At 37.5% G+C, this 24,818-nt stretch carries 13 protein-coding genes; all 13 read left to right on the top strand.

The genetic code is table 11. The features are described 5' to 3' along the window. Positions 1–103: 103 nt before the first annotated feature. Positions 104–2,908 (top strand): N-6 DNA methylase, encoded by a 2,805-nt coding sequence (locus tag Q0590_RS29035; protein ID WP_302041157.1) that lies wholly within the window; start codon positions 104–106, stop codon positions 2,906–2,908. A 1-nt stretch (position 2,909) separates the two neighbouring features. Further along, positions 2,910–3,248, top strand: a complete 339-nt coding sequence (locus Q0590_RS29030; RefSeq protein ID WP_302041156.1) for a hypothetical protein — start codon at positions 2,910–2,912, stop codon at positions 3,246–3,248. 44 nt (positions 3,249–3,292) lie between these two features. Beyond that, positions 3,293–3,616 carry a hypothetical protein gene (locus tag Q0590_RS29025; protein WP_302041155.1) on the top strand — a complete coding sequence of 108 codons (324 nt, stop codon included), beginning with the start codon at positions 3,293–3,295 and terminating at the stop codon, positions 3,614–3,616. A gap of 46 nt (positions 3,617–3,662) precedes the next feature. Beyond that, positions 3,663–3,836: a hypothetical protein gene (locus Q0590_RS29020; protein WP_302041154.1), complete on the top strand. Its 174-nt coding sequence runs from the start codon at positions 3,663–3,665 to the stop codon at positions 3,834–3,836. Positions 3,837–3,842: 6 nt separating this feature from the next. Further along, complete coding sequence (locus Q0590_RS29015) at positions 3,843–4,352, top strand: type I restriction-modification system subunit M N-terminal domain-containing protein (protein WP_302041153.1); 510 nt, start codon at positions 3,843–3,845, stop codon at positions 4,350–4,352. Between the two features lie 13 nt (positions 4,353–4,365). After that, positions 4,366–5,304 (top strand): HsdM family class I SAM-dependent methyltransferase, encoded by a 939-nt coding sequence (locus tag Q0590_RS29010; protein ID WP_302041152.1) that lies wholly within the window; start codon positions 4,366–4,368, stop codon positions 5,302–5,304. After that, positions 5,301–6,572 carry a restriction endonuclease subunit S gene (locus tag Q0590_RS29005; RefSeq protein ID WP_302041151.1) on the top strand — a complete coding sequence of 424 codons (1,272 nt, stop codon included), beginning with the start codon at positions 5,301–5,303 and terminating at the stop codon, positions 6,570–6,572. The genes Q0590_RS29010 and Q0590_RS29005 overlap by 4 nt, the downstream gene beginning before the upstream one ends. 3 nt (positions 6,573–6,575) lie before the next feature. Continuing rightward, on the top strand, positions 6,576–7,352 hold the full coding sequence (locus Q0590_RS29000) for a hypothetical protein (RefSeq protein ID WP_302041150.1): 777 nt from the start codon (positions 6,576–6,578) through the stop codon (positions 7,350–7,352). A 343-nt stretch (positions 7,353–7,695) separates the two neighbouring features. Next, positions 7,696–9,015: a hypothetical protein gene (locus Q0590_RS28995; RefSeq protein ID WP_302041149.1), complete on the top strand. Its 1,320-nt coding sequence runs from the start codon at positions 7,696–7,698 to the stop codon at positions 9,013–9,015. A 3-nt stretch (positions 9,016–9,018) separates the two neighbouring features. Next, positions 9,019–11,697: a phospholipase D-like domain-containing protein gene (locus tag Q0590_RS28990; protein ID WP_302041148.1), complete on the top strand. Its 2,679-nt coding sequence runs from the start codon at positions 9,019–9,021 to the stop codon at positions 11,695–11,697. After that, positions 11,694–15,089 (top strand): DEAD/DEAH box helicase family protein, encoded by a 3,396-nt coding sequence (locus Q0590_RS28985; RefSeq protein ID WP_302041147.1) that lies wholly within the window; start codon positions 11,694–11,696, stop codon positions 15,087–15,089. Before Q0590_RS28990 ends, Q0590_RS28985 begins: the two co-directional genes overlap by 4 nt. A gap of 88 nt (positions 15,090–15,177) precedes the next feature. Further along, positions 15,178–18,519: an STY4851/ECs_5259 family protein gene (locus tag Q0590_RS28980; RefSeq protein WP_302041146.1), complete on the top strand. Its 3,342-nt coding sequence runs from the start codon at positions 15,178–15,180 to the stop codon at positions 18,517–18,519. A gap of 3 nt (positions 18,520–18,522) precedes the next feature. Beyond that, a complete protein-coding gene (locus tag Q0590_RS28975) occupies positions 18,523–24,753 on the top strand; it encodes a DEAD/DEAH box helicase (protein WP_302041145.1) in 6,231 nt (2,076 codons plus the stop codon). Positions 24,754–24,818 lie beyond the last annotated feature (65 nt).

Genomic DNA, 24,818 nt, shown 5'->3' with positions numbered 1-24,818 from the left:
ATTTCATTTCAAAGAAGATAGATTATTTATAAATAGCATTTTGCTTAATCAAGATTCTTTGATCAGAGAATATATAACTTGAAAATAACAAATTATTTTAAAAATGACATTACACGAAGCTATAGTAGAAGTCCTGGAAGATCTTGGCCATCCTTTGTCAACAAGACATATTGCTGATGAAGTTAATAGAAGAAGATTGTATCAGCGTGGAGATGGGGAACCTGTTCCTTCTTCACAAATATCCGCTCGTGTTAGGAATTACCCTAATCTTTTTTTGATTGAAAATAATAGGATTCGTCTGGTTAAAGAATCAGTGAATAAAAAATCAACGGACTATGAGAAGATGTTTACGCAACTTGCAGATTTCTCTAGAAATTTGGGATATTCTGTTAGAAATCTTGTACCCGCATTCATTTTTGCTGCTAGGATAAGTCATCTAAACAACCAACCAATTTCCGTTGATAGTAAATTATCATACATAGAAATAACTCATCTATTAAATGATATAAATATTAGTAAAGTTTTTAAAGGTTCTCTATCATCAATTATTAACGAAATTAAAAATCTAGATGAAAATACATCTCAAAAGATTATTGATATTATCAATAATTATGATTTAAGTATAAAGAGTGTAAATCAAGATAATTTTGGACCTTACTTTGAAAACTTTATATATAGTTTTCAAAATCCAAATTTAGCTAAAAGTCAATATAGCAGTCCTAAAGTTTTAAAAATATTAATAGCTAAACTCATAGATAACTTTGATGGTGTTGTATATGATCCAGCTTTAGGATTAGGTGGTTTTTTTACTGCTATTCTAAATGAACTTCAAAATAAAAATCAACTAGGCACAGCTAATAATTTAGAGTTAATTGGCCAGGAAATAGATGAAACAGTACGCGCTTGTGCAATTATGAACTTACACATGCATGGATATTTTCAAGCAGAGATTTTTGGAGGTAATTCAATTGATGAACCAGCAATTGGATATAATGCTGCTGATCTGATTGTTTCGGACTTGCCATTTGGTAATAGAATATTTGATAATCAGATAGTATCAAAGGGCCGCAATTCAAGTTTATATGGCTCTCAAAAAGTAGAAGTAATCTTCTTGGAAATGATTATATCAAGGTTAGCTAACCGAGGAAAAGCTATCATAGTTATTCCTGATGGCATTCTGTTTTCAAAAGATACAAATAGTAAAAGAGTTAGAGAGCTACTGGTTAAGCAGGATATGTTGGAGGCTGTAATTTCCTTACCTGCTGGAATAAAACTTCCTTTCACAGGGGTAAAGACGTCTCTTCTTATATTTAGAAATGGTAAAAATATGAACCATGAAAAAGTTTTATTTATCAATTCTGATAGTAATGAAAATAAATACCAAGGTTTATCAAAAAAGGAGTTTGGAAGAGAAACCATCAATTTTGATACAATTCAAAAAATCTACTTTGAATTCAGAGAAGAGGAAAATATTTCTAGGGTTGTTGAAAAAGATGAAATTATCACAAATGATTTCGATCTATCAGTACAGAAATATGTAAGCAAAGCAGGTAAAATTATTAGAAATCTAAAAATTCATGGGGAAAACATAAAACAAGTAAAAGAAACAGTAAAAAAAAACTATAGAAAAATAGTAGAAGCAAGTACCTCTATTCCATTTGTCCGGATCAATGATTTATCGGAATCTGTCATTGACTGTCAGTTAGCTATCAATAAACTCACATTTAATCCTAAGCAAAAGGGAATACTAATAGACAATGACGCTATACTTATTAGTACAAGAGGTTCAAAATTAAAACCTACATATTTCCATTATAAAGGTATACCCATTATAGTAGAACGTGGGATCATAGCTTTTTCAATTAACGACAAAATAATTATTCCGGAACATTTAATATATGAGCTTTACTCAGATCTAGTAGTTGAACAGTTAAAAAGTATAAGAGGAGGAGGTAGGATTATTCCTGCTTTATTCAGATCAGATTTTTTTGAGCTATATATTAGGGTTCCTGATATACAGGAACAATATCGCCGTCTATTAGATAAAAAAGAATTATATCTTGAAGTAAAAAAAGAGGAGGAGGAATTATTAAAAGTAGAGGATTATATTCAAAAACTAGAATATAATTCCCTTTCTAATTTTAAACATAATTTCATGCAAAAACTGGAAAGAGTATCAAGTGGAATAAAAGTTATTGAAAATTATTTAGAAGATAAAGTTTACGATAAAACTTCAATCAATTGGTTTGAGCCAGTTACAAAACCTCTGAATGAGACATATCATCTAAAAATAGATTCCCTACAACAAGTATTTAACAGATTAAAGTTGAATATTAATGATGCAATAAATTCATTAGAAATCGAAATAAGATGGCTTGAAAAAGAAAATAGGCCGCTTAATAGAAAAGTAATTAATTTATATCAATTTTTTAAAAATGAAATAATTCCTCTATACATTCAAAAAGGAAATTACAAAATTCATCTTACTAAAGACGAAAGTTTATCCCAAAATTTTGATTTTAAATCTAATGTTGATAAAGCGCTGATAAAAGATGCTATCTCAAATCTTATTGTGAATGCTGAAAAGTACGGGTTTAGAGAACAAAGAGTTGAGCCATATAACATTCTTTTTGAATTTTCTAAAGTGGAAGAAGCAGGTCAGAATTACGTAAATATTATCTATAAAAACGATGGGGCACCATTCCCCTATGGATTTACTTTTAAAGATTTGATACAGAGAGGGAGAAGAGCAGGAGAAAACTCAAATACTGGAATTGGGGGTAGTTTTATAAACACTATCATTCAAAAACATGGAGGTATTTTTAGGGAGTTTAAGCCGAATTATGAATCTCAATTTTCTCCATTCAATATTCAATTTGAAATTTTATTACCACTAATCATAGAATAGTATGCCAAAACATGGACGCCCCATTAATGTGTTATTCATTGATGATGAAAAAGATGATATGCAAGATTTTATGCTCGCTGCAAATCAAGCCAGAGTTATAATTGAACCTTACAGTAATATTGAAGAAGGTTTTGCAGCCTTAGAAGATAAGCTATATAAATTCGATGCTGTAATTCTTGATGCTCAAGGTTTTATTGATGACTCCCAAACTAAAGGTACTGAGAATTTTAAATCATTGCTAAAAGGACAAAAAAAGCTTAAAGAAATATCTAGTAAAATAATAGATATATCCCTTATTGTATATATACCGGGCAAATTGATAAAGGAAGCGATCGGGTAGAAGACGGTGTAGAGATATTTGTAAAAGGTCGAGACAGAGATAAGATGTTCGATTATCTTCATTTAGAGGTCATAAAGCTTCCTGAAAGTAAAATAAAAAATGATTATCCTGATATTTTTGAATTGTTTGATAAGGCATATTTACCTAATCAACAGCAAGCAGACTTAATTAACATAATTAAATGTTTGAGTAAGATAGAAAATTCTGAAATAAAGAAAACCCTTGGATTGATGCGTCAATTTCTAGAAGCAATTTTTAGACGGATAAATGAAGTCCACGCTAGAATAGTACCTGATTATTTGGTCGCCGGTGATGAAGTACAAGTAGGTAAAATTTATAAGGTCGTTAGCAGGAGAACCTACATTTAATCATACTTTAGGATACGAAGAGTTTAAATCGCCTGAAACTGCATATATGCCTGTACATATTTATTATCTTGCCCGCTGTTTACAAAAAACTACAAGTAAAGCTGGAGTGCATCATTACATGGGAACTGCTTCTCATTACGCATTAAAAAGCCAGTTTAATGCCTTACTTGAAATCTTACTTTGGTTCAAAGATTTAATGCAAAAACAAAAAATTAAATAATTTTTCATGCTTACAGGAGAATTACGCTCAAAAATAGACCGGCTGTGGGAAGCTTTCTGGTCCGGAGGAGTTGCCAACCCACTAACGGTAATTGAACAAATTACTTATCTTTTATTTATTAAGCGGCTGGACGAACTGCATACGCTGAAGGAAAACAAAGCCAATATTACTGGCAAACCCATTGAAGATCCTATATTCACACCCGAACAATACCCCTTACGCTGGAGCCGGTTCAAGAACCTGGATGCCGAAGAAATGTACCGCCTGATGATACAGGACAAAGGGGTGTTTAACTTTATGAAGGAGCTGGCAGCTCATGAAAATAGCACATATGCCCGGTACATGAAAGGGGCTACCTTTATGATTCCTACGCCTAACCTGCTGGAGCGGGTGGTGAGCATGATTTCAGCTATACCTATGGAAGATCGAGATACCAAAGGTGATTTGTATGAATACTTGCTTTCTAAAATAGCCTCTGCGGGACAAAACGGGCAGTTCCGTACCCCCAATTATTAAGTTTATAGTGGATATGATGCAGCCAAAGCCGGAAGATACCATTTGCGATCCTTCCTTTGGCTCGGCAGGCTTCCTGGTAGCAGCCGGGGAATATGTGCGGGAGCATTACCCGGAGATGTTCCACAAAGCAGAACTGAAGGTACACTTCAATAGCCGTATGTTCAATGGTTTTGAGTTTGATGCTACCATGATCCGGATTGGGGCCATGAATATGACCTTGCATGGCATTGAAAACCCGAACTTGGTAGACAAGGATGCCCTTTCCAAAGTCAGTGCAGATGTAATAGAAAGGTTCACTCTGATTCTGGCCAACCCTCCATTTAAGGGTTCCCTGGATTACGACTCGGTAGATGATAAACTGCTGCGGGTGGTAAAGACCAAAAAGACTGAGTTGTTGTTTTTAGCCCTGATGCTGCGGCTTCTGAAAACTGGTGGAAGGGCAGCCGTGATTGTGCCTGATGGCGTGCTGTTTGGCTCTTCTACCGCTCATGTGGCTATCCGCAAAGAAATTATTGAGAAGCAGAAGCTAGAAGCAGTGATTTCTATGCCTTCTGGTGTGTTTAAGCCCTATGCCGGGGTAAGTACGGCTATCCTCATTTTTACCAAAACCAGTTCCGGTGGTACCAACAAAGTTTGGTTCTATGATATGCAGGCCGATGGTTTGTCTCTGGATGATAAACGCCAGCCGATAACCCAAAATGATATACCTGATATCCTGCAACGCTGGCAAAACCTGGAGGCTGAAAAGGAAAGGCTGCGGACAGATAAATCTTTCTTTGTACCAGTTGCAGATATTCAAGCCAATACTTATGATTTGTCTATTAACCGCTACAAAGAAACAGTTTATACAGTTCAAAGCTATGATAAGCCACATCAAATCATAGCAGACATTAAAAATTTGGATGAAAAAAGAAGAAGAGAACTTATAGATTTGGAGGAGCTTTTAGGATGAAATATCAATTAGTTAAGTTATCTGATTGCTGTGAAATCATTTCTGGATCAACGCCTAGTAGACCTGTCTCTGAATACTGGAATGGTACTATTCCTTGGGTAACTCCTAAAGATTTAACTGATTTGGATACACCTTATATCCATGATGCACCTGAAAAAATCACTAAGGCAGGCTATGATAGTTGCTCTACTGTACTACTGCCAAAGAATTCTGTCTTACTAAGTTCTAGGGCTCCTATTGGACATTTAGCAATAAATACAGTAGAGATGTGTACAAATCAAGGATTTAAATCTTTGATACCCAACGATTCTGTTGATTCTCTTTATTTATTCTTTTGCCTTAAATGGATGAAAGGGTATCTTGTTTCTTTAGGAACAGGATCAACATTTAAAGAAATTTCAAAAGCAATTTTGTCTAAGGTTGAAATCCCCCTCCCTTCCCTCCAAGAGCAGAAGCGCATTGCAGCCGTACTGGACAAAGCCGACCGTATCCGTCAGCTAAACCGCCAGCTGGTTGCCAAGTACGAAGCACTTACCCAATCTGTGTTTTTGGAGATATTTGGTGATCCTGCCAGGAATGAGAAGTGTTGGCCGATATACCGAATTGAAGAAGTTGCTTCTAAAGATAAATACAGTATCAAAGCTGGCCCTTTTGGTTCTGCCTTGAAGAAAGAATTTTATGTTGCTAAAGGGTACAAAATTTATGGACAAGAACAAGTCATTAGAGATGACTTAAGTTTTGGAGAATATTACATAGATGAGGCTAAATATAGAAGTTTAGAAAGTTGTAGGATACAAGCCGGAGACATTTTAATAAGTTTAGTAGGTACTTATGGGAAAATTAGTATAGTTCCAGAAAATTTTGAACCCGGTATTATTAATCCTCGTCTCATGAAAATTACTCTAAATACAAATTTGGTTTTACCTGTATTTTTAAAAAAACTACTTCAATCTCAGGGTGTCCGAAATCAGATAGAAAATGTTTCTAGAGGTGGAACTATGGATATTGTCAATGTTGGAATCATGAAAAACATTGAAATACCATTACCACCTATCGAATTACAAAAAAACTTTGTCCAAACCTTAAAGAATATAGAAAGCCAGAAAACAAAAGCAGAGCAAAGCTTGAAGAAATCAGAAGATCTATTCAATACATTATTACAAAAAGCCTTTCGTGGAGAATTGTTTGAGAAGGAGTTAGTGGAAGCAGAAATTGGTGTTGTAGAGGAATCAGTTTTATCTAAGTCCATGCAATTAAATTTGTTTTAACTCATGGGGCAATTCTGGGCCGAACTATTAACTGCACTCCTGCTCCTGCTTTTACCACTACTGTTTCCGCACAAGTCGGAGGAGAGCTTCCGCAAGTTTACCCCTGGCGAAATGGAGCTGCTAAAACCGCAGCTCAACCGCTACAACTGGATAGCTGCCCTAGTGATAGTTCCAGTTCTCACTGGCTGTGTATTTCTGGCAACTGATTTTCTTTACCGATTAACTAAACTTATTCCTTTCCCCAGGCAGCAATTTGAGCAGGCATTTCCTTTTATGGAACTCTGCCTGATCTGGCCCGGCATGGCCTTTGGCTTTTCCTTATCGCTGTACTTTATTTCAGCCATGATGAGGCGCATTATGGGCCGTAAATATGCCCTGCTCTACGAAGCCAGTAGCCAGCAATATGGTATGGATGGCAAGCGAGTAATGAATGGCCTGGTGCTATTTGGCCTCTTTGCAGGCATTATCACCCTTCTCATCGGCTACGACTGGTATGCCGGCATCAAAGGAGATACCTTGGTGATTAATCCCCTACTGGATGTCCGTGAAAAGCACTATTCCTTGCAAGATATTACCAGGCTTTCCTATATAGACCACCGACGCACCACACAAAGCCGCACCGATACCTTACCTTACTACGAGATTGCTTTCAAAGATGGCTATGTATGGGATACCAAAGAAAGTCTCCGCTACCACATGCAGAACAAGGATAGGCCAGTAATGGAGTATATTTCTCAACAAATACACCTTAAAATAGATACCACTACAATAGTAGAATAAAAAGTACTTCAAAGGATACAACAGGCAATAATTTAGTATTCATATAAGCAATACTTTTTTCATTTTTTATTTTATGCCTTATCAGCCTGGTAGCTATGTTGCACCCTTTTGGGCGCAAAGCAGTGATACTAAAAAAGGGAGAGATCCTTTGGGTATTCAGAATAGTTCCGTCGTAGTCTTTAGTAAACTTTTACCTGGGTTAACCAATCTTACTCAGCGCATCCGGTATTACGGGTTTTACCTTTGGGTGCTGGAAGAGTATCATAACCAGGCAGGCTTTAAAGACAGTGCTACCGCTCAGTACAACTACATCCGGAGAGCAGAACTTCTGTTAGCATTTATCATGTCCCTGAATGAACCCAAAGAACAGAATGTCAGTGGAAGTACGTTTGCCAAGAAAGCTATACAAAACGGAACCGGTGACAATGGTTATTATGATATAGCAAAAGGGGCTGACACAGTAAAAGGCAACAATGATACATACTGGCAATCTGATTCAGGTGCTTTTGGGCAATATTTTTTTGGTTCTCTCCATAATTTAGGATTAGTAGAAACATATGAGAGGAGCAAGTTCATAAGGAGAAGTGAAAAAGGCAAACACCTTGCCGATGCCTATAATAAAAGTATATCTCCCCATGAGAGATCATTGTTCCTTTCTATTGTAAAAGAAGGTAAGCTTAATTCTAATCAGGCAGAAGAACTTACTGGCTTCTCCTTATCCAAGGAGATTACAGGCACAGAAGAATGGCATTTTTACTTTACTATGTTCCTGGGCGAAGATAATGATTTTACATTATCAGGCAAACCACTCTCCTTGCGTAAGCAGAGCATTAAGCTTTTCTTAGATCATTTAAATAATCCACAAAGGCAAGTTTATATGCCTTATTACCTTTATCATACCAAAGGTTCAACAGAAAAGAGTTTATGCAGTGAAGCAGCATATGGATGGTATTATTACGAACTAAATGAATTTACACATTATGCTTTAGAATCCATTCTATGGGCAATGTTACTCAAATTAGAAGCTATTTCTGTGCCCATCCGGGTAAATGAGTATATCCAGGAAACACAGGCGGAAGTGCTTGATGTGTTAAGAAATAAATACAAGCTTGATACACAAACTACTATTACAGTTCAGGATTCAATTGTGCTATGTCAGAGAAAGGGATATACGGTAGATTATTTATATGCTTTAACTGAAGAAGTATCAGATATGGACTTAGCAGATATAAACTTAGCAGATATCATTGCTTTAAATATCCTAACTCTTATTTCTCTGTTTCAGGAGAATGAAAAGGACTTAACACCTTTACAGGAGTATGCTCAAGATCTGGATCTGATAAGAACAGGTAATGCTGTGGTAGCTCTACGAGAATTAGTCGGTCAAAACAAATACCTTGAAATAGCAACTTTTATTGAAAAAGTGTATTACTGGATTATAAACCGCCATTTATTTGTCGCCTATGAAAAGATGGGTTCAGGAGAGGACAATGTTTTGAAGCTAATGCTAGAGGATAATCATCTTCTCTGGTTAGAAAATATAGGGCCTGCACTTACCTCACCGAGACTTTCTACTCTCAGAAAATTTATGACTGACTTACGTCTAATTAATTCCGATGGGCAGCTTACAAAAAATGGATATAAAATTTTAAATCAGGAATAAGCTATGGAGCAGAGAAAATTATTCAATGAAATTCCAAATGGAAAATTTCATTCCTGTATTCTGACCAGCTATTCTATAGATTTTTATTTCCTGGAAGAGCAAGCAGTACGTACGCTTCGGTCTAAAGGGATCTACAACATATCTGTCCTGGTAGATGAGCAGATGCTGGATAATAATTTAGGTGCGTTTACAAGTAACCTAAGGCAACTGGCAAGTACGTACGCAATCAATGGAATAAGTTGCAAGGGTGTATTTCACCCAAAAATCAACTTGTTTCTAGGATATGAAGAAGCTTTGTTCCTGATTGGTTCAGGTAATTTAACCAGTTCCGGACACGGAAAGAACTATGAACTATGGGGAGCTTACTACATCAACATCAAAGATCATTCGCTACTTCCTCTGCTGCATCAGGTCTGGCATTATATTGAAAGATTATACAAGCCAATTGAAGGTATTTCCAGGCAGAAACTCAACTGGATGAAAAAGAACTGCTCTTTGCTAGAGCATGCGAAAAATCAGAGCGAACCTAATTTTTTTAAACTGGACGAGAAAACAGATGTGGCTTTCTTAGGTAGTGCTCCAAATCTTTCCATTCTGAAAGGTTTATATACGCTGCTTCCCAAAAAAGAGGTTACAGAGATTACTGTATTAGCCCCTTTTTATGACAGCAATGGGAAGGCGTTGTTAATGTTATCCCAGTTATTTCCAAATGCCAATGTCCGGGTTATTTTGCAGGATAACTATGGTAATCCACCAGTTGATATTGATGAAAAATCTAATATTAATTTTTATCTGTGGAAAGATGCTTTCAAGGCTATAGGAGAGAAAGAAAAAAAAGTGCAGCATGCCAAGTTGTTTCATTTCTTCACAACTGATTATGAATATTGTTTAGTTGGAAGCTCGAATGCTACTATAGCTGCTTTGGGAGACCTGGAAAAACCAGGTGCAAATGAGGAAGCTTCCTATCTTCTAAAAAGGAGCAGAAGTAAGCGAAGCTACTTGGATGAACTAGGTATACAGCTTAAAAGTAAACCTATAGATATAAGAGATCTGAAGCTTAACGAACACTTTTTCAAAGACAACTCAGAAAAAGAAAGAGTTAATAAATTAACCTGTTTGCTTACTGTAGACCGAATGGGCCGGTCAGTAGAAATTCATTTATCTAAAGCCATCTACTTAAAGGAGTTTGTAATTGGCATCTTTAATAAAGCAGGAAATGAGCTCTCTAAAGTAACTCAGCTAACCACTAGTGAGAAGCTTATTAACATTGTAATCGATAAAAAAATAGATATTAGCTTATTAGCTTATGTGCAGTTGTTTGATACTACTGGCAAGCCTATTTCAAATAAACAAGTGGTGCATGATGTTGAGCAACTGCATAAAACTAATCCATCCCCAGAAAACCAACGGTTAATCAGATTGATCAGCAGCATTGAGAATGGCTGGAGCAACCCTTTTGAGTTAATAGAATATTATCACTCTATTCAAGCTTACAATAGTAATACTCAAATATCAGTTGATGAGAAGAATTATACTAGTAAAATCACCTTTTTGAAGGATAATGAAAATGAGGAGAATATTTCTTCTCTCACATATGATGAATTTAACCAACTCCTTTCCTCTGAAGCTTCACCAGATATAAAAAAATTGATCAGCCAACATCATTCAATTAGAATTGCAGATGCCATACTGAAGTTGTTTAATGAAGTAAAAGAAAAAGAAGCCTACCAAGACGAGGAAGAAGAGCAAGCGACTTTTGAACTCCAGAACCTATCCACTGAAAGAGAAAATATCAGGGAGTTTGGCTCTAAGTGGGATGAAAAAATGATTAGCAGACAAAAGAAACGCAACATAGATTTCTTCTCGAATTATGGCTATACTTTAATCAACCATGATGCAAAGAAAGAATATCAATTGAGCATTGCCGATCTTTCTATGTATTTGATTGTGCTGCATGTGCTCCTGGATCTTGTAGATCAGGAAATCAATAAAAGTACTGATGCAGAAAATATTAAAAACAATAAAAAAGAAGTGTGGCTTTCCAAGAGCGGTAAATATGAGAATTACGATAGCTTTGCCCCTTTAGCTCTTGATGTAATAGGTAAATTCATGCTTTATTGTGCAGGTTCTAAAGGGTTTGTTAAACTAGAGGATCCGTACTTAAGTAGGAAGCAGGAATTATACAAACAAATAGCACTGACAAAAACGCTTATCAGCTTATCGGTGGTATACCAGAGCACTTCGTACACCAGACAACTTAGCGATTGGGTAGAGATACTTCATTACAATGCACGAAATTATTTAGGAGAATATCAGCCAAACTTCTCGAAAGAGTTTAGAAAACTTAAAAGCAAACAGATTCAAAATTTTTTAATTGAAAAAGCATTGAATGTGGTGAAAGGATGTGAAACCAGATACAAGAAAATGTTATATTCAAAAGTCAATCAGCCACAGCTTTCTAAAGGTTCCTTTTATTTTTCATCTACCAAAGGATATGGTATTATAGCTGATGTACTATCACCAAAGGATCCAACGAAAGAAATAAGATTTATAAAATTGGTGCATCCAGGGCATGAGTACAATTGCGAAGCTAAGGAATTCTTAATGGATGGATGGTACAATATAGCTGATGGCTCGGTTTTACCTAGCAAAAAAGAATTTAAGAAAATTCAATATTCATGAGTTCAAACTTTGACTTTTTACAGGCGGAATGGCAGGAGCTTTATACACATGCGCGGGAGGCAGAGAAACATGCTAAAACTGCTCCCCGCACTTCCTCTTTTTATAGCCGCATCAGCCTTGAAACAAGCGTAAAATGGCTTTACGATAACGACAGCAGCCTGAAGCGGCCTTATGAAAACAGTCTCAGTAACCTGCTCTTCGAGCAGAGTTTCAAAAATAACCTACTTCCGGCCATGTTTGATAACCTCAACTACATCCGCCGAGTGGGAAATAGCGCCGCACACAAAACAGCTCCTACCGAACAGGAAGCATTGGCAGCAGTTAAATACCTGTATGCTTTTCTCTCCTTTGTTGCCTACGCCTACAGCAAAGTGCGTCCGGCAATCCCCAAGTTCGATGAAAGTTTAATTCCTGTCTATGGCGCTGTTGACAAAACACTGGATGAATTGCAAGCCTTGGAAAAACGGCTGGCATTACAGCAGGAAGAACTGAAAAGAAAGGAAGAATTGCTTAAAAATAGTGAAGCTGAGTTGGAAAAACTGCAAAAGCAATTAGAAGAGATTCAAGTGCGTAAAGCAGAAAATCAGCAGGTTCCTTTTACAGCAGAGCTGCCTTACAGTGAAGCAGAAACCCGCCGCCTGTTTATTAATCTGTTGCTACGTGAATCTGGCTGGGATCCTAAAGGTCCTAACACACATGAATATCCGGTAAAAGGAATGCCTGTAAGCACCAATCCTTCTGGAAACGGCTATGTAGATTATGTATTATGGGGAGACGACGGCCTTCCACTGGCCCTGGTAGAAGCCAAACGTACCCTGAAAGATCCTAGGGAAGGTCAGCACCAAGCCAAACTCTATGCCGACTGCCTGGAAAAAATGACCGGACAGCGGCCGGTAATCTTCTATACAAATGGCTTTCAGACTTACCTATGGGACGATACTTTTTACCCTCCCCGAACAGTCCAGGGTTTTTATACCAAAGATGAATTGCAATGGATAGTCAACAGCCGAAAGGAGCGGAAAGATCTATCCAAAATGACGATAAATAAAGCCATTGCAGACAGGTATTACCAGCAGGAAGGTATCCGTAGAGTGACAGAAGCTTTTGCAAATAAAGCCCGCTACGCCTTACTGGTAATGGCGACTGGTTCAGGTAAAACCAGAACAGCCGCTGCCCTGGTAGACCTGCTAATGAAAGCCGGCTGGGTGCGACGAGTACTTTTCCTTGCTGACCGCAATGCTCTTGTCAGACAAGCCAAAAATTCATTCAGCCAATATCTCCCTCATCTGTCCCTGGTTGATTTGACCAAAGAAAAAGAAGTGAGTACCAGCCGGATGGTATTTTCCACCTACCCTACCATCATGAACCGTATTGATGGGGTACGAACAGGAGATAGCCGCTTCTATAGCGTAGGTCATTTTGATCTAATTATTATAGATGAAGCCCACCGTTCGGTGTATATGAAGTACAAGGCCATTTTTGATTATTTCGATGCCTTACTAATTGGTCTCACGGCTACACCTAAAGCAGAGGTAGATAAGAATACATATGAACTTTTTGAACTAAGAGATGGAGATCCTACCTATGCTTATGAAGTTGGCCAGGCTGTAGCAGATAAATACCTGGTGCCCCCAAAGGCCATATCCGTTCCTATCCGGTTCCCAAGAGAGGGTATTCGATATAATCAATTAAGTGAGAAAGAAAAAGCAGAATATGAATTAACATTCCGGGATGAAGAAACCGGAGAATTACCTGAAGAAATAGATTCGTCTGCTTTGAACAATTGGTTATTTAATAAGGATACGGTTGATAAAGCCTTAGCCTATCTAATGGAGAATGGCCTGAAAGTAGAAGGTGGCGATAAGTTAGGTAAGACCATCATCTTTGCCCGTAATCACAAGCATGCCCTATTTATTGCTGTAAGGTTTGATAAGATGTACCCGAAGTACAATGGGCATTTCCTGAAAGTAATAGATAATTATGACACCTACCAGGATACCAAAGCACTGGATTTATTAGATAACTTTTCAGAGAAAAATAAATATCCACAAATAGCTGTGTCAGTAGATATGCTTGATACTGGTGTGGATGTGCCGGAAGTTGTGAATCTAGTATTCTTCAAGCCGGTAAAATCTAAATCCAAATTTTGGCAAATGGTAGGCAGGGGCACCAGGCTCAGCAAAGATTTATTTGGTCCAGGTTTGGATAAGCAATTCTTCTACATCTTTGATCTGTGCGAAAACTTTGAATTTTTTGATAGCTTCCCCGAAGGTGTAGAACTAGCTCAACAAGAATCGCTTACCCAACGAATGTTTAGAGCACGGCTGCAATTGGCAGAAATGCTCAGGGAAGATATTTACCAGGAGGAGAACCACCAGAAAGTAAGAAAAGAATTATTAGATTCTTTATACAAAAGTATTGCAAGTTTATCTGAAGAAAACTTTGTTGTACGTCAGCACTGGCAATATGTACGGGAGTATAAAAACCGTTCTCGCTGGGATAATCTTTCTAAAACAGATCTACTGGATATCAATCGGGAGCTTTCTTTCTTGCCACAAGCAGAAGAAGAGGATGAAGGGGCCAAACGTTTTGATATTCTCCTAATTAATTTGCAACTGGCCATTAATACTAGTAATGCCAGGCAGCAGAACTACATTGATCGCATCCAAAATATTGCAAATGGGCTAAGCAAAAAAAATAACATACCTGTAATTGCCACACAGATGCCTCTGATCAGGCAAATCCGCAAAGACGATTTCTGGCAAGGAGTAAGCATTCCACAACTAGAGCAAATCCGTCAAAAGCTTCGGGAACTGGTAAAATTTATAGATCCAAAAGAGCAGCCTATCTTATACACCAATTTCACCGATACTATTTCGCAGGTGACAGAAAGGGATATTATCCCACTAAAATCAGGCCTACCTCACTATAGGCTACGGGTAGAACGTTTTGTGCAGGAAAATTTTAACCATATTACTATTAGCCGCTTACGTACCAATCAGGCCATTACGCTTCAGGAACTAGAGGAACTAGAGCGTATATTATTCGATGGAGTTGAGCGAGGTACCAAAGAAGACTTTCAGAAAGAGTTCGGTACAGATAAACCTATCAGTGTCTTCATCCGCAATTTGGTAGGCTTGGATGTGAATGCAGCAAAAAATGCTTTTTCTGAATTTTTAAGTGCCGGCAATCTCCGCGCTGACCAGATAAAATTTATTGATACTATTATTTCTCACCTATCAGTTAATGGTATTATAGATAGGAGTATGCTCTTTGAGCCACCCTTCACAGATATCAATTCTAATGGAGTACAAGGGGTGTTTCCTCAAGATGACGTGCAGCGGCTACTTAAAATCATAGATACTATTAATGGAAATGCTGTAGTGGCTTAATATTTTTTCTATTGCACACATACACTTCTAGAGCCTAACACATGAAAAAAACTATTGAAAATAGTTTGAATAATATTTAATTGAATATATGTATCAGACTTCTAACAAATTTATAACTCCCGCACATTGGTTTAGTAAATTTTTATTGCACAGAAAGATCGAGTTTCCAGATGGCAGGCCTTTGTATCAATACCGTGTTAATAACACTGAATACGATCAATTACAGAATCTTCTAAAACAGAATAAGCCAAATCATACTAACTATCAACGATGGGATGCTTGTTTTGTGTTATATGCTACTGAATGGTGGCGGAGAAATTACAAAGAAGGCCACTGGACATGGGATCCTATTTTTGAATCCATCCGGTTGAAGATAGATGCCCTTCAAAGAAATCAACTGGTGATGAGTGGTTCGAGAAGCTGGCGCCGCAGCATATATAAGGATGCAAATGGCCATCATGATTATTTAGCCACTATTATCATTGAATGTGGTTTACCTGCGCAAGTACTACAACACGAAAACCATCGGCTCAAGCAACTAATAATTAGGGCTTATTCTGAACTATCTCTTACTGCTTTATCTGAGAATGAATCTTACAAAATTGTAGAGCAAATAGCTGAAGAGCTAAATCTTCCTCCGAGTATAAGTAAAAAAGGATTGTATGTATTGGTGGCACAAATGGTTGAAGAGGCAGTTAAGTTAAAGAAGGAATATAACTTAGGTCAGGAAAAATCACCCACTACATTTCTGGATCAGAACAAACCAGATTGGAGGGAATCTTTCCCTATACAAATTGATAGTTCGGCAGGTCAGGCATTTCTAAATGAACTTTTAACAGAAGTGGCTTCTAGCCCTGAGCCTGAACCGTATAAGATCAGCTTATCAAGAACACTTAAACAGGTAAATGACGCATGGAAGATCAGAACAACATTGCATATACCTACAGGTATATATGATGAAACTGACTTAAGGCTTAATAAAGGTACTCTTGAGAAGCTTTCATCTAAAGTAGACATTGAATTAATAAGTTCTTCCGGCGAAAAAAAGCAAATAGGTATAGCTTATAAAACACAAACCTCTACTAAGACAGGATTTAAAATATATGATGTGCAATACCCTTTGGGATCAGAAGCAATTTACAGCAGCTGGAAATTGTTTCTGGGACAGCCGGAGAGTGAATTTTCTGTTGAACTACCCTTGCCAGGAGGAGAAAAAATAGATCAAGAATCTCCATGGATATTTGTAGAGAAAAATGAAACATGGTATTTGAAAGCTCAGGCTAGCTTCCGCACCCATGCTAGTACAGCTATGATCGTCGCCAACAAAAACTGGTCAAGATCTGGTGATATAGCTATCATAGCACATCTGGATGAGCAAAGGGACATTTATTCTTTGAGAGGATCATGCGTTCTTTCTTCTCAGGAAGAAAATTTCAGGATTACTACTAGTTCTGACTCAGAAGAGAATTATTCATACCTACTGTACGGTAATACCTATCAATTCTCTTCTGCAAACACTGAAGTATACTTAGGTTTTCCTACACTCTATAAAATCAATAATACTACTCTGAGCAAAGCTAAATGCTATAAAAACATTCAGGTTAAACAAATAAATGGTATCTGGCAGGAGTATTCAAAAGCAAAGCCAGGAATAGTTTTCTTGAGGCTATTAGGTGAAGAAGACGAAGTATTATTTAGCAGGAAAATAGCGGTGTTACCCAAAGATTTTGCTATAACTCCTGAAAGTGAAACCACTACTGAAGGAAGAGTTCTGCTGAAAAACTCCTCAGTATTTCAGGTGAGTATATTGGGAAAAGGTATCAGTGGAAACATAAATAAAACGGAAGATGGCCATAACATATATGTAAGGTCAGAGCAGTCAACACCTCCAAAGTTGATAACTATTGCTTTAGATGAGCTTCAAAATAGCAGAATAAACCTGGAGATTCCCTTTCCATCCAGCGGTGTAAAGTTGTTCGATAATCGCGGGAATCAACTGGACAGCAGAACCACAAGGTTTTTGGATCAGATCCATGGTTTACGAATAGCTTTATTCAATCCAACCAGTATACAAAAAGTATTTACACTGGTATTTCAATTGGAAATTGAAGCTTCCAGATATATAAGAATAGTAAAAACTATTAAGGTTGATACATTTTATCATGAAGTACCAGTTATTAATTTTCTCAGTGTAATTAAGAAATTGTTCGCAGTATCAGATCATCTGGATGCGGAGGTAAAAATAACGATAGAACAAGGGCCCTCCTTGTGCATTAAAAGATATTCTTCTACCCTTAATATTGATTATTTCAATAAGATTGTATCGTTTAGTGGCAACCCAGAGAATCTATCAAAAGCCACTGTTCATACATTTAGACTGGATGAAGAAATAGCTCAGCAAGATATACAGACACTAGAGCCAGTACTTGAGGATGGGCAGTATGGTAAATGGCAGATTGGTTTTGACAAACCGGACGGTAAATGGATCATATTTCCAGGCGAGGATTCATCTGTCATGTTCAGGCCGAAGCTGTTCATCCAAATGAACAGAGAAGTAAGCCAGAATCAGGAAGAACTTACAGAGATACATTATATAAAGGATTCAGCTGAACTGAGTGACAGAAATAAGAGAATAGCCAAGCTTACTGGATTGTCCAGGAAGATAGCAACTGATTTTGGTAACTCTAACTGGAGCGAGTTGACATTGCTTTGGAAACATACCAAGCATCTTCCCTTAAATACATTTGATGTATGGACAGCTTTTAGTAGAAGTGAGCGCGCCCTTACCGCTTTATTCTTCATTCAGGAAAATGAGTTAATAGAACGGATAGGCAGCGAATATCCTATATTATGGGAAGCAATTCCTATTCATAAATGGATTGATACTGCCAGATTTTACTATAATTATTTAACAGGCATCACTCCAGCGTTTGCTCAAACCGTTATCGAAAACAAACTACAATACATGGTTAGTGCCTGGGGATTAGATTGTTTGACATATATTATCAGAAACCAGGTATTTGGCAAGGAGATAGAAAATTCAGATGCAGTTTCTACCAATCAGTTTATAAAGTACCAGATAAATTTTTTATTGTTTGGTGAACAGGGCATTCCAGGCTTACTAAGCCGAAGAAAAGATGAAAGGTGGCCTGATTATTTATCAACACAAATGACAGAAATATTTAAAGTACTGCCGTCAGATTTACAGAATTTATTTCCAGTAGATCTGAATCGCTATACAAAATCAGTGATATATCTTCCGGTTTTGCTGGCAGTTAAAACTATTAAACCTGAACTTATCCCAATCGCTGATAATAACGCCCTTGAAGTGTACTACATCAGAGAAATACAAGATTTTGACAGGGAGTGGTTTAATGCCACTTATGACATCATTCAAATTTATTACTGGATCAATTATAGAACTTTTTAAATAATGACGAACAACTATTATAAATCAATCATACACCAGCTGAGAGAAAGGTCTGTTGAAGCTACTTTAGGAGTTTTGGGTTTAAAATCGCAGCCCCTGAGAAAGCACTTAAGGGAAAGCCTGACAGTAGACAAAGATTTTACTACTAACATTCTGGCAAATCCTGTTTTTGAAGCGGTATTTCCCTGGACGCCAGCCAATGAAACAATAGAGGAATTATCAGGTGATCTTCTGCACCCATCACTTGTAAAAGCCATGGATAGCCCACCAGAAAAGTTTAAAAAACAAGCTTTTAAAAAGCATAATAACCCATACACTCATCAGCTAAAAGCATGGAGGATACTAAATGAGCCAAAACCAAAGTCATTAGTAGTAACCAGCGGAACAGGATCAGGTAAAACAGAGTGTTTCATGGTGCCTATTCTGAATGATCTGATAAATCAACAAACCCAACTAAGTGCAAAACTTGAAGGTGTACAGGCACTTTTTATTTATCCCTTAAACGCTTTAATTAATAGCCAGCGGGAGCGCCTATCAGCCTGGACCCACGCATTTCAGGGACAGGTCAGATTTTGTTTATACAATGGAAATACACCAGAAAGTATACAGGCAGCTATAGCCAATCAAACGCCTAATGAGGTGGTATCCAGGCAAAACCTTCGTAACTCCCCTCCCCCTATTCTGATTACTAACCCAACTATGCTTGAGTACATGCTAATCAGAAACCAGGATAAACCAATTATAGAAAAGTCTGCAGGAAAATTAAAGTGGATTGTCTTAGATGAGGCACATACATATATTGGTTCCCAGGCAGCAGAACTATCTCTATTGATCAGGCGCACACTACATACATTTGAAGTAGAGCCTGAAAATGTGCGGTTCATTGCCACATCGGCTACTATTGGCACAGACCAATCAGCCCAGGATGCATTAAAAAAATACTTGGCTGACTTGGCAGGTATAGATATAGCCAATATTGAAATCATAGATGGAAAAAGATATATTCCTGTGCTACCTGATATTCATACACCCTATAAGGGTACTCCACTAGATATTCTGGCAATTGATGATGAGCAGGCGAGATATCAGGCGCTAAATTCAAGCTCTATAGCCAGAAAACTAAGAGATGCTTTAAAAGTAAAGCCACGGACCTTACAGGAGTTAACCTCTAGTATATTTCCCCAGGGTGCAGCCTCCATTGCAGAACAGCAAACAGCAACTTTAGAGTGGATAGACCTTTGCTCCAATCCCTCTATCAATGGGATCTATGGTAGCTTTTTACCTTTGAGAGGCCACTTATTTCATCGTGTATTACATGGACTATGGGCTTGCATTGATCCTGCATGCAGCAAGAAAAAGGAGACTCCGCTTAGTGACCACTCTTGGAAATTTGGGAATGTATATACTCATCAGCGAATAAACTGTGACTGTGGAGCTCCTGTGTATGAAGTGATTTTTTGTAATGAGTGTAACACAGTTCATCTGCAAGCATATAGAAATACAGCAGGTAGAATTATTCAATCAGTTAGGGAACAAATAGATGAATTCAGCTTAGATGTGGAAGCAGAGGATGGAGAGGATAGCGCGGGAAACAATGGTGGAAGCAATCCAAATAAAGTGATTATTGCACCTTCTATAGGTGCAAATGCTAGAGTTGATTCAATAAATAAGCATGGAGAATTGAGAGGAAGAGGCGGCGACGGAATAGCAGTTCATTTGATTGAAGGAGACATTGCTTGTGCTAATTGTAATTTCAATGAAACAGAAAACAGATCAGTCTTCAGGCAAGCTTATCTGGGTACACCTTTCTACATCAGTAATATTGTGCCTACCTTATTAGAGTTTTGCCCCGATGGCAAAAATGAGCCGTTAAGCAGACCCATGCGAGGGCGCTCTTTGATCACTTTTACAGATAGTAGACAGGGAACTGCACGTATATCTGCTAAAATGCAGCAAGATTCCGAGCGCAACAGGATCCGGGGACTGGTATATCAGACAATTATCGGAAAAGACAATTCACAAGAAATTTTAGAGAAGGAAAATCAAATAAAAGAGTTGGAACGTGTTGCTAATGGAATCCCTGCCTTGCTAGATCTAATTAAACAAAATCATAATGACATATATAAACTCAAAAATACACTAATCTCATGGGAAGAGCTTATCGAACAATTACGAAGAGAAGAGGATGTTCGTACACATATGCTGGACTACTATTCTAGCTTGAATCTTGTTTTATTTAAAGATGCAGATGTTCTTATAAAGGTTCTTTTAGTACGTGAGTTTAGCAGAAGGCCTAAACGTGCTAACTCACCAGAAACTCTTGGAATGGTGGCTATATATTACCAAGGTCTTAACCGAGTGAATTCATCGCCCAAACAATGGTTACAGAAAGGACTTCAACATTCTGATTGGATAGATTTTCTTAAAATCATACTTGATTTTTATGTGAGGGATGGAATATTTATATATTTTCATAAAGAATGGTTAAACTGGTTAGGAGGAAGATTCACACCAAAATACCTATTAGCACCTCATAGTATAGATGCCCAGGATAACAGACACAAAAGATGGCCACAGTTTGAAAATCATAGAGGTATCCGGCAGCACAGATTAATTCGGCTTCTTGCTCATGTATTAGGTTACAATGTAGATGTAATTACCAAGGAAGAAGTTGACATTATAAACAATTTGATGTCACAAGCATGGACAGCACTTACCACAACATCTGGCCTCTTAAGCAATGTTGATCAAAAGGGAAACTTCCAGTTAGAGCTTAATAAATTTCAGTTTAAAACTGTACGTAACGCTTGGTTATGTCCGGTAACACTACGCGTGCTCGATACTACACTCTGTGGCTATACTCCTTATCTACCTGTAGGAGCAAAACTACAAGATTATAAATGTGAAGATCTTGAGTTTCCTCAAAAACCTGTAATTACTACTCAAACTTATGAACACATAATTAATGAAATAAGAGACTGGGTAGCTGGAAATGGACAGATTAAAATCCTGAGAGAAAAAGGGATATGGAACAACCTGAACGATCGTATTGCAGAAGGAGGCATGTATTTTCGCTCTGCCGAACATTCTGCACAACAACCTGCTGAAAGGCTGGGTAAGTATGAGCGTATGTTTAACGAAGGCAGATTGAATGTGCTTAGTTGCTCTACCACCATGGAGATGGGGGTTGATATAGGTGGTTTATCTATGGTGTGTAATAACAATGTACCTCCTCATCCATCCAATTACCTGCAAAGAGCTGGAAGAGCCGGCCGGAGAAATGAAACCCGCTCACTCTCGCTAACCATATGTAAGGATAACCCGCATGATCAGGCCGTATTCAGAAATCCACTCTGGCCTTTTACAACTAGATTGAAACAGCCAAACATTACCCTAAGTAGTGAGCGGATAGTTCAGCGACATATTAATGCTTTGCTGTTAAGCTATATGCTTAAGGAAGAACTGGTAAATCTACAGAAAAATGCTATTCATCTGCAGTGCGGCTGGTTTTTTTCCAGGGAGGAAAACCAGCCAAGTATTTGCGACAGAATGCTTCATTGGATGGAGGAAATGCAACAAAATACGATAAATGTTAAAATAAGAGAGGGTATCAAATCCATAGTAGCAAGAAGTGTGCTTGAGGGAAACGCAATTTCTCATTTACTCACTAAAAGTGCAGATACACTTAGGAAAATAAGCGAAAGCTGGCTAGAAGAATTTACTCTTTTACAGGAAGAATTAAACCAGGTAGCTGGAGTAGATGATAAAGATCCTTACAAGAAACGTATTATTCGGGATATCGATAGGCATGAAAAGGAGTATTTACTCAGCGAATTAGTAGCAGGAGGTTTCCTTCCAGGATATGGATTTCCTACAGGTATTGCCTCATTTAATCCTTACAACATAAATGATTATCAGTTGCAGCAGCATGCCCATCTACAAACAAATGAACAAAGAGAAGATAATTTAGTAAGACACAAGGCAAAGCCAACCCGCAATCTGGCTATGGCTCTGCGGGAATATGCTCCAGGATCAGACATAGTTTTAGATGGATTAGTGTATAAGTCAGAAGGCTTATCTCTTAACTGGCATATACCTGATGATAATGCAGGAATAGTTGAAAACCAGAAAATTAGAAAGGCCTGGCATTGTGGTCACTGTGGCAGTTCAGGTACGGCCTCAAGTTCCTTCCAGAATAAGTGTAATAATTGTGGAGCATATATTATTGCAGATAATAAATTTGAATATATTCAGCCTGTAGGTTTCTCAACAGGCTTCTATAGCGCTCCAACCAATGATGTATCTGTACAGAGATATGTTCCCTCTGAAGAGCCATGGATAGATGCTGGTGGCCCTCTTAAACCATTACCGAATGTTTCTTTAGGCTATTATAAATCTCATACGGAAGGTAATATCTTGTACTATAGCTCGGGCGAGTCGGGAAAGGGTTATGCTTTATGTCTCAAGTGCGGAAAAGCTGAATCTATGAAAGCAGATGGCACTGACCCTAACATGGTTGAGGGACATGATATATTGAGAGGAAAAATTAACGGCCAGGTGAGCAAAAGATGTGATGCCACATCAAATAAAATAAAGAGAAATCTATATCTGGGATATGAGGATAAGACAGATGTGTTTGAATTATATTTAAAATATCCTCACACCAATGAGTTTATATATGATGACAATCATTTACGAGAAAATAATCTTACCTTATGCTGGACATTAGCTGTAGCACTACGAAACGGATTGGCCGCGAGTTTGGGTATTAATTCTGAGGAGCTTGGTGTAAAGGTAAAACCTGCTTTAATTGAAAGAGAAGCACGGCCTGTTTACTCCATATGTATTTATGATACCAACGGAGGTGGGTCAGGCTTTGCTTCATCAGCTCCCCAATACCTTAGAGAAATCTTTACATGGGCTAAAGATTATCTGATTTGTAAAGCACACTGCAGTGGTGCATGTGAACACTGCTTGATACAGCATGACACAAAAAGGATATCCCAATACCTTGATAGAAATATTGCTCTTGCATATTTAAACGACGACTTTCTTAAGATGATTGAGTTGCCTGAGGAAGATAAACTACTTGGTGATCAATCTATCTTTTGTACTGAAAACTTTTTTACTGAGTTAGACTTGGCCTCAAAAAGATTAAAAGGTGAATTGTCAATTTATCTTAATGGGCCTATACATGAATGGAATATTGCAGGGTCATCATTAAAAACAAGATTAATGTCCTATGGCATAAGTTTTAATAAAGTTAAACTGATCATTGATAGCAAGGAGCTTGTAAAACTACAAGACGACCAGAAACAAGATCTATTTGGATTGCTATCCATCAGTGATACTTGTGAACTTCATACGAGTGATCATATGCCTATGATTAAAAATGGGGTAATTTTAGCTCATATACATTCTGCTACTCATCATCTCACATTTGCTTCAAAGGCAAACCAGGCGTCAACTCTAACTGAAAACTGGGGAGAAACAGATGAACATCTTCTAGTAAAATCATCAGCCTTAAATTTAGTTGTACCCTCTACTATAGTTAATAAAAGAACGCTACTACCAGTACAAAAAACAGGAGATCGAGAAGTAGCTATCTTAAATGAACTCAATGGTGATATCAGATCCTTTGGAAACCACTTCTGGGAGTTGTTAGAAACAAAAATACCAGGTTTGAAAGAAGAACTTGCTTCACAAAAAATTGAGAAAATTTCGTATACAGATCCTTACCTAGTTTCTCCTCTCGCAGTACTTCTTTTTTCAAGAATAGCAACTTCAATTATTGATAGATCTGGAAATAAAGAGCAAAATCCAACACTTGAAGTGATCACTTTAAAGTCAGATAAATTAAAAATTAATAACCCAAGAATAAGGGCCATATTCAAAAACTGGTGTATTGAGGAAGAAACACAGCAAGAAGCAATTATGCTACGATTATTTTCTGAAAGATTTAGTAACTGTAATGTAAATCTTCTTGCCGATAGGTCAGTCATCAGCCATGCAAGAATATTAAAAATACATTTTGCTAATGAGAAACAACTTATTTTCAGGTTTGACCAAGGTGTTGGTTATTGGAGTAAAGTTATAGAATATGCTAACTATCCTTTTGATGAAACAATTGATAATCAAATTAAATGGATCCACGATGAAGGACTATCTAGATCGGTAAGAAATGATAAAGATACTCCTACATATATTTTTAAAACAACTAATAATATGCAGTAGTCAAGAACTGAGGGAGTGTAAATTAGACTGTGTCAGTTATTGTCGTTAGGCTGTGGGTATGTGGT

The sequence above is a fragment of the Rhodocytophaga aerolata genome, from assembly GCF_030503435.1.
GTDB classification, from domain to species: domain Bacteria; phylum Bacteroidota; class Bacteroidia; order Cytophagales; family 172606-1; genus Rhodocytophaga; species Rhodocytophaga aerolata.
Note: the sequence above shows the minus strand (reverse complement) of the source record. Positions and strands in the feature narration are given on the sequence as shown.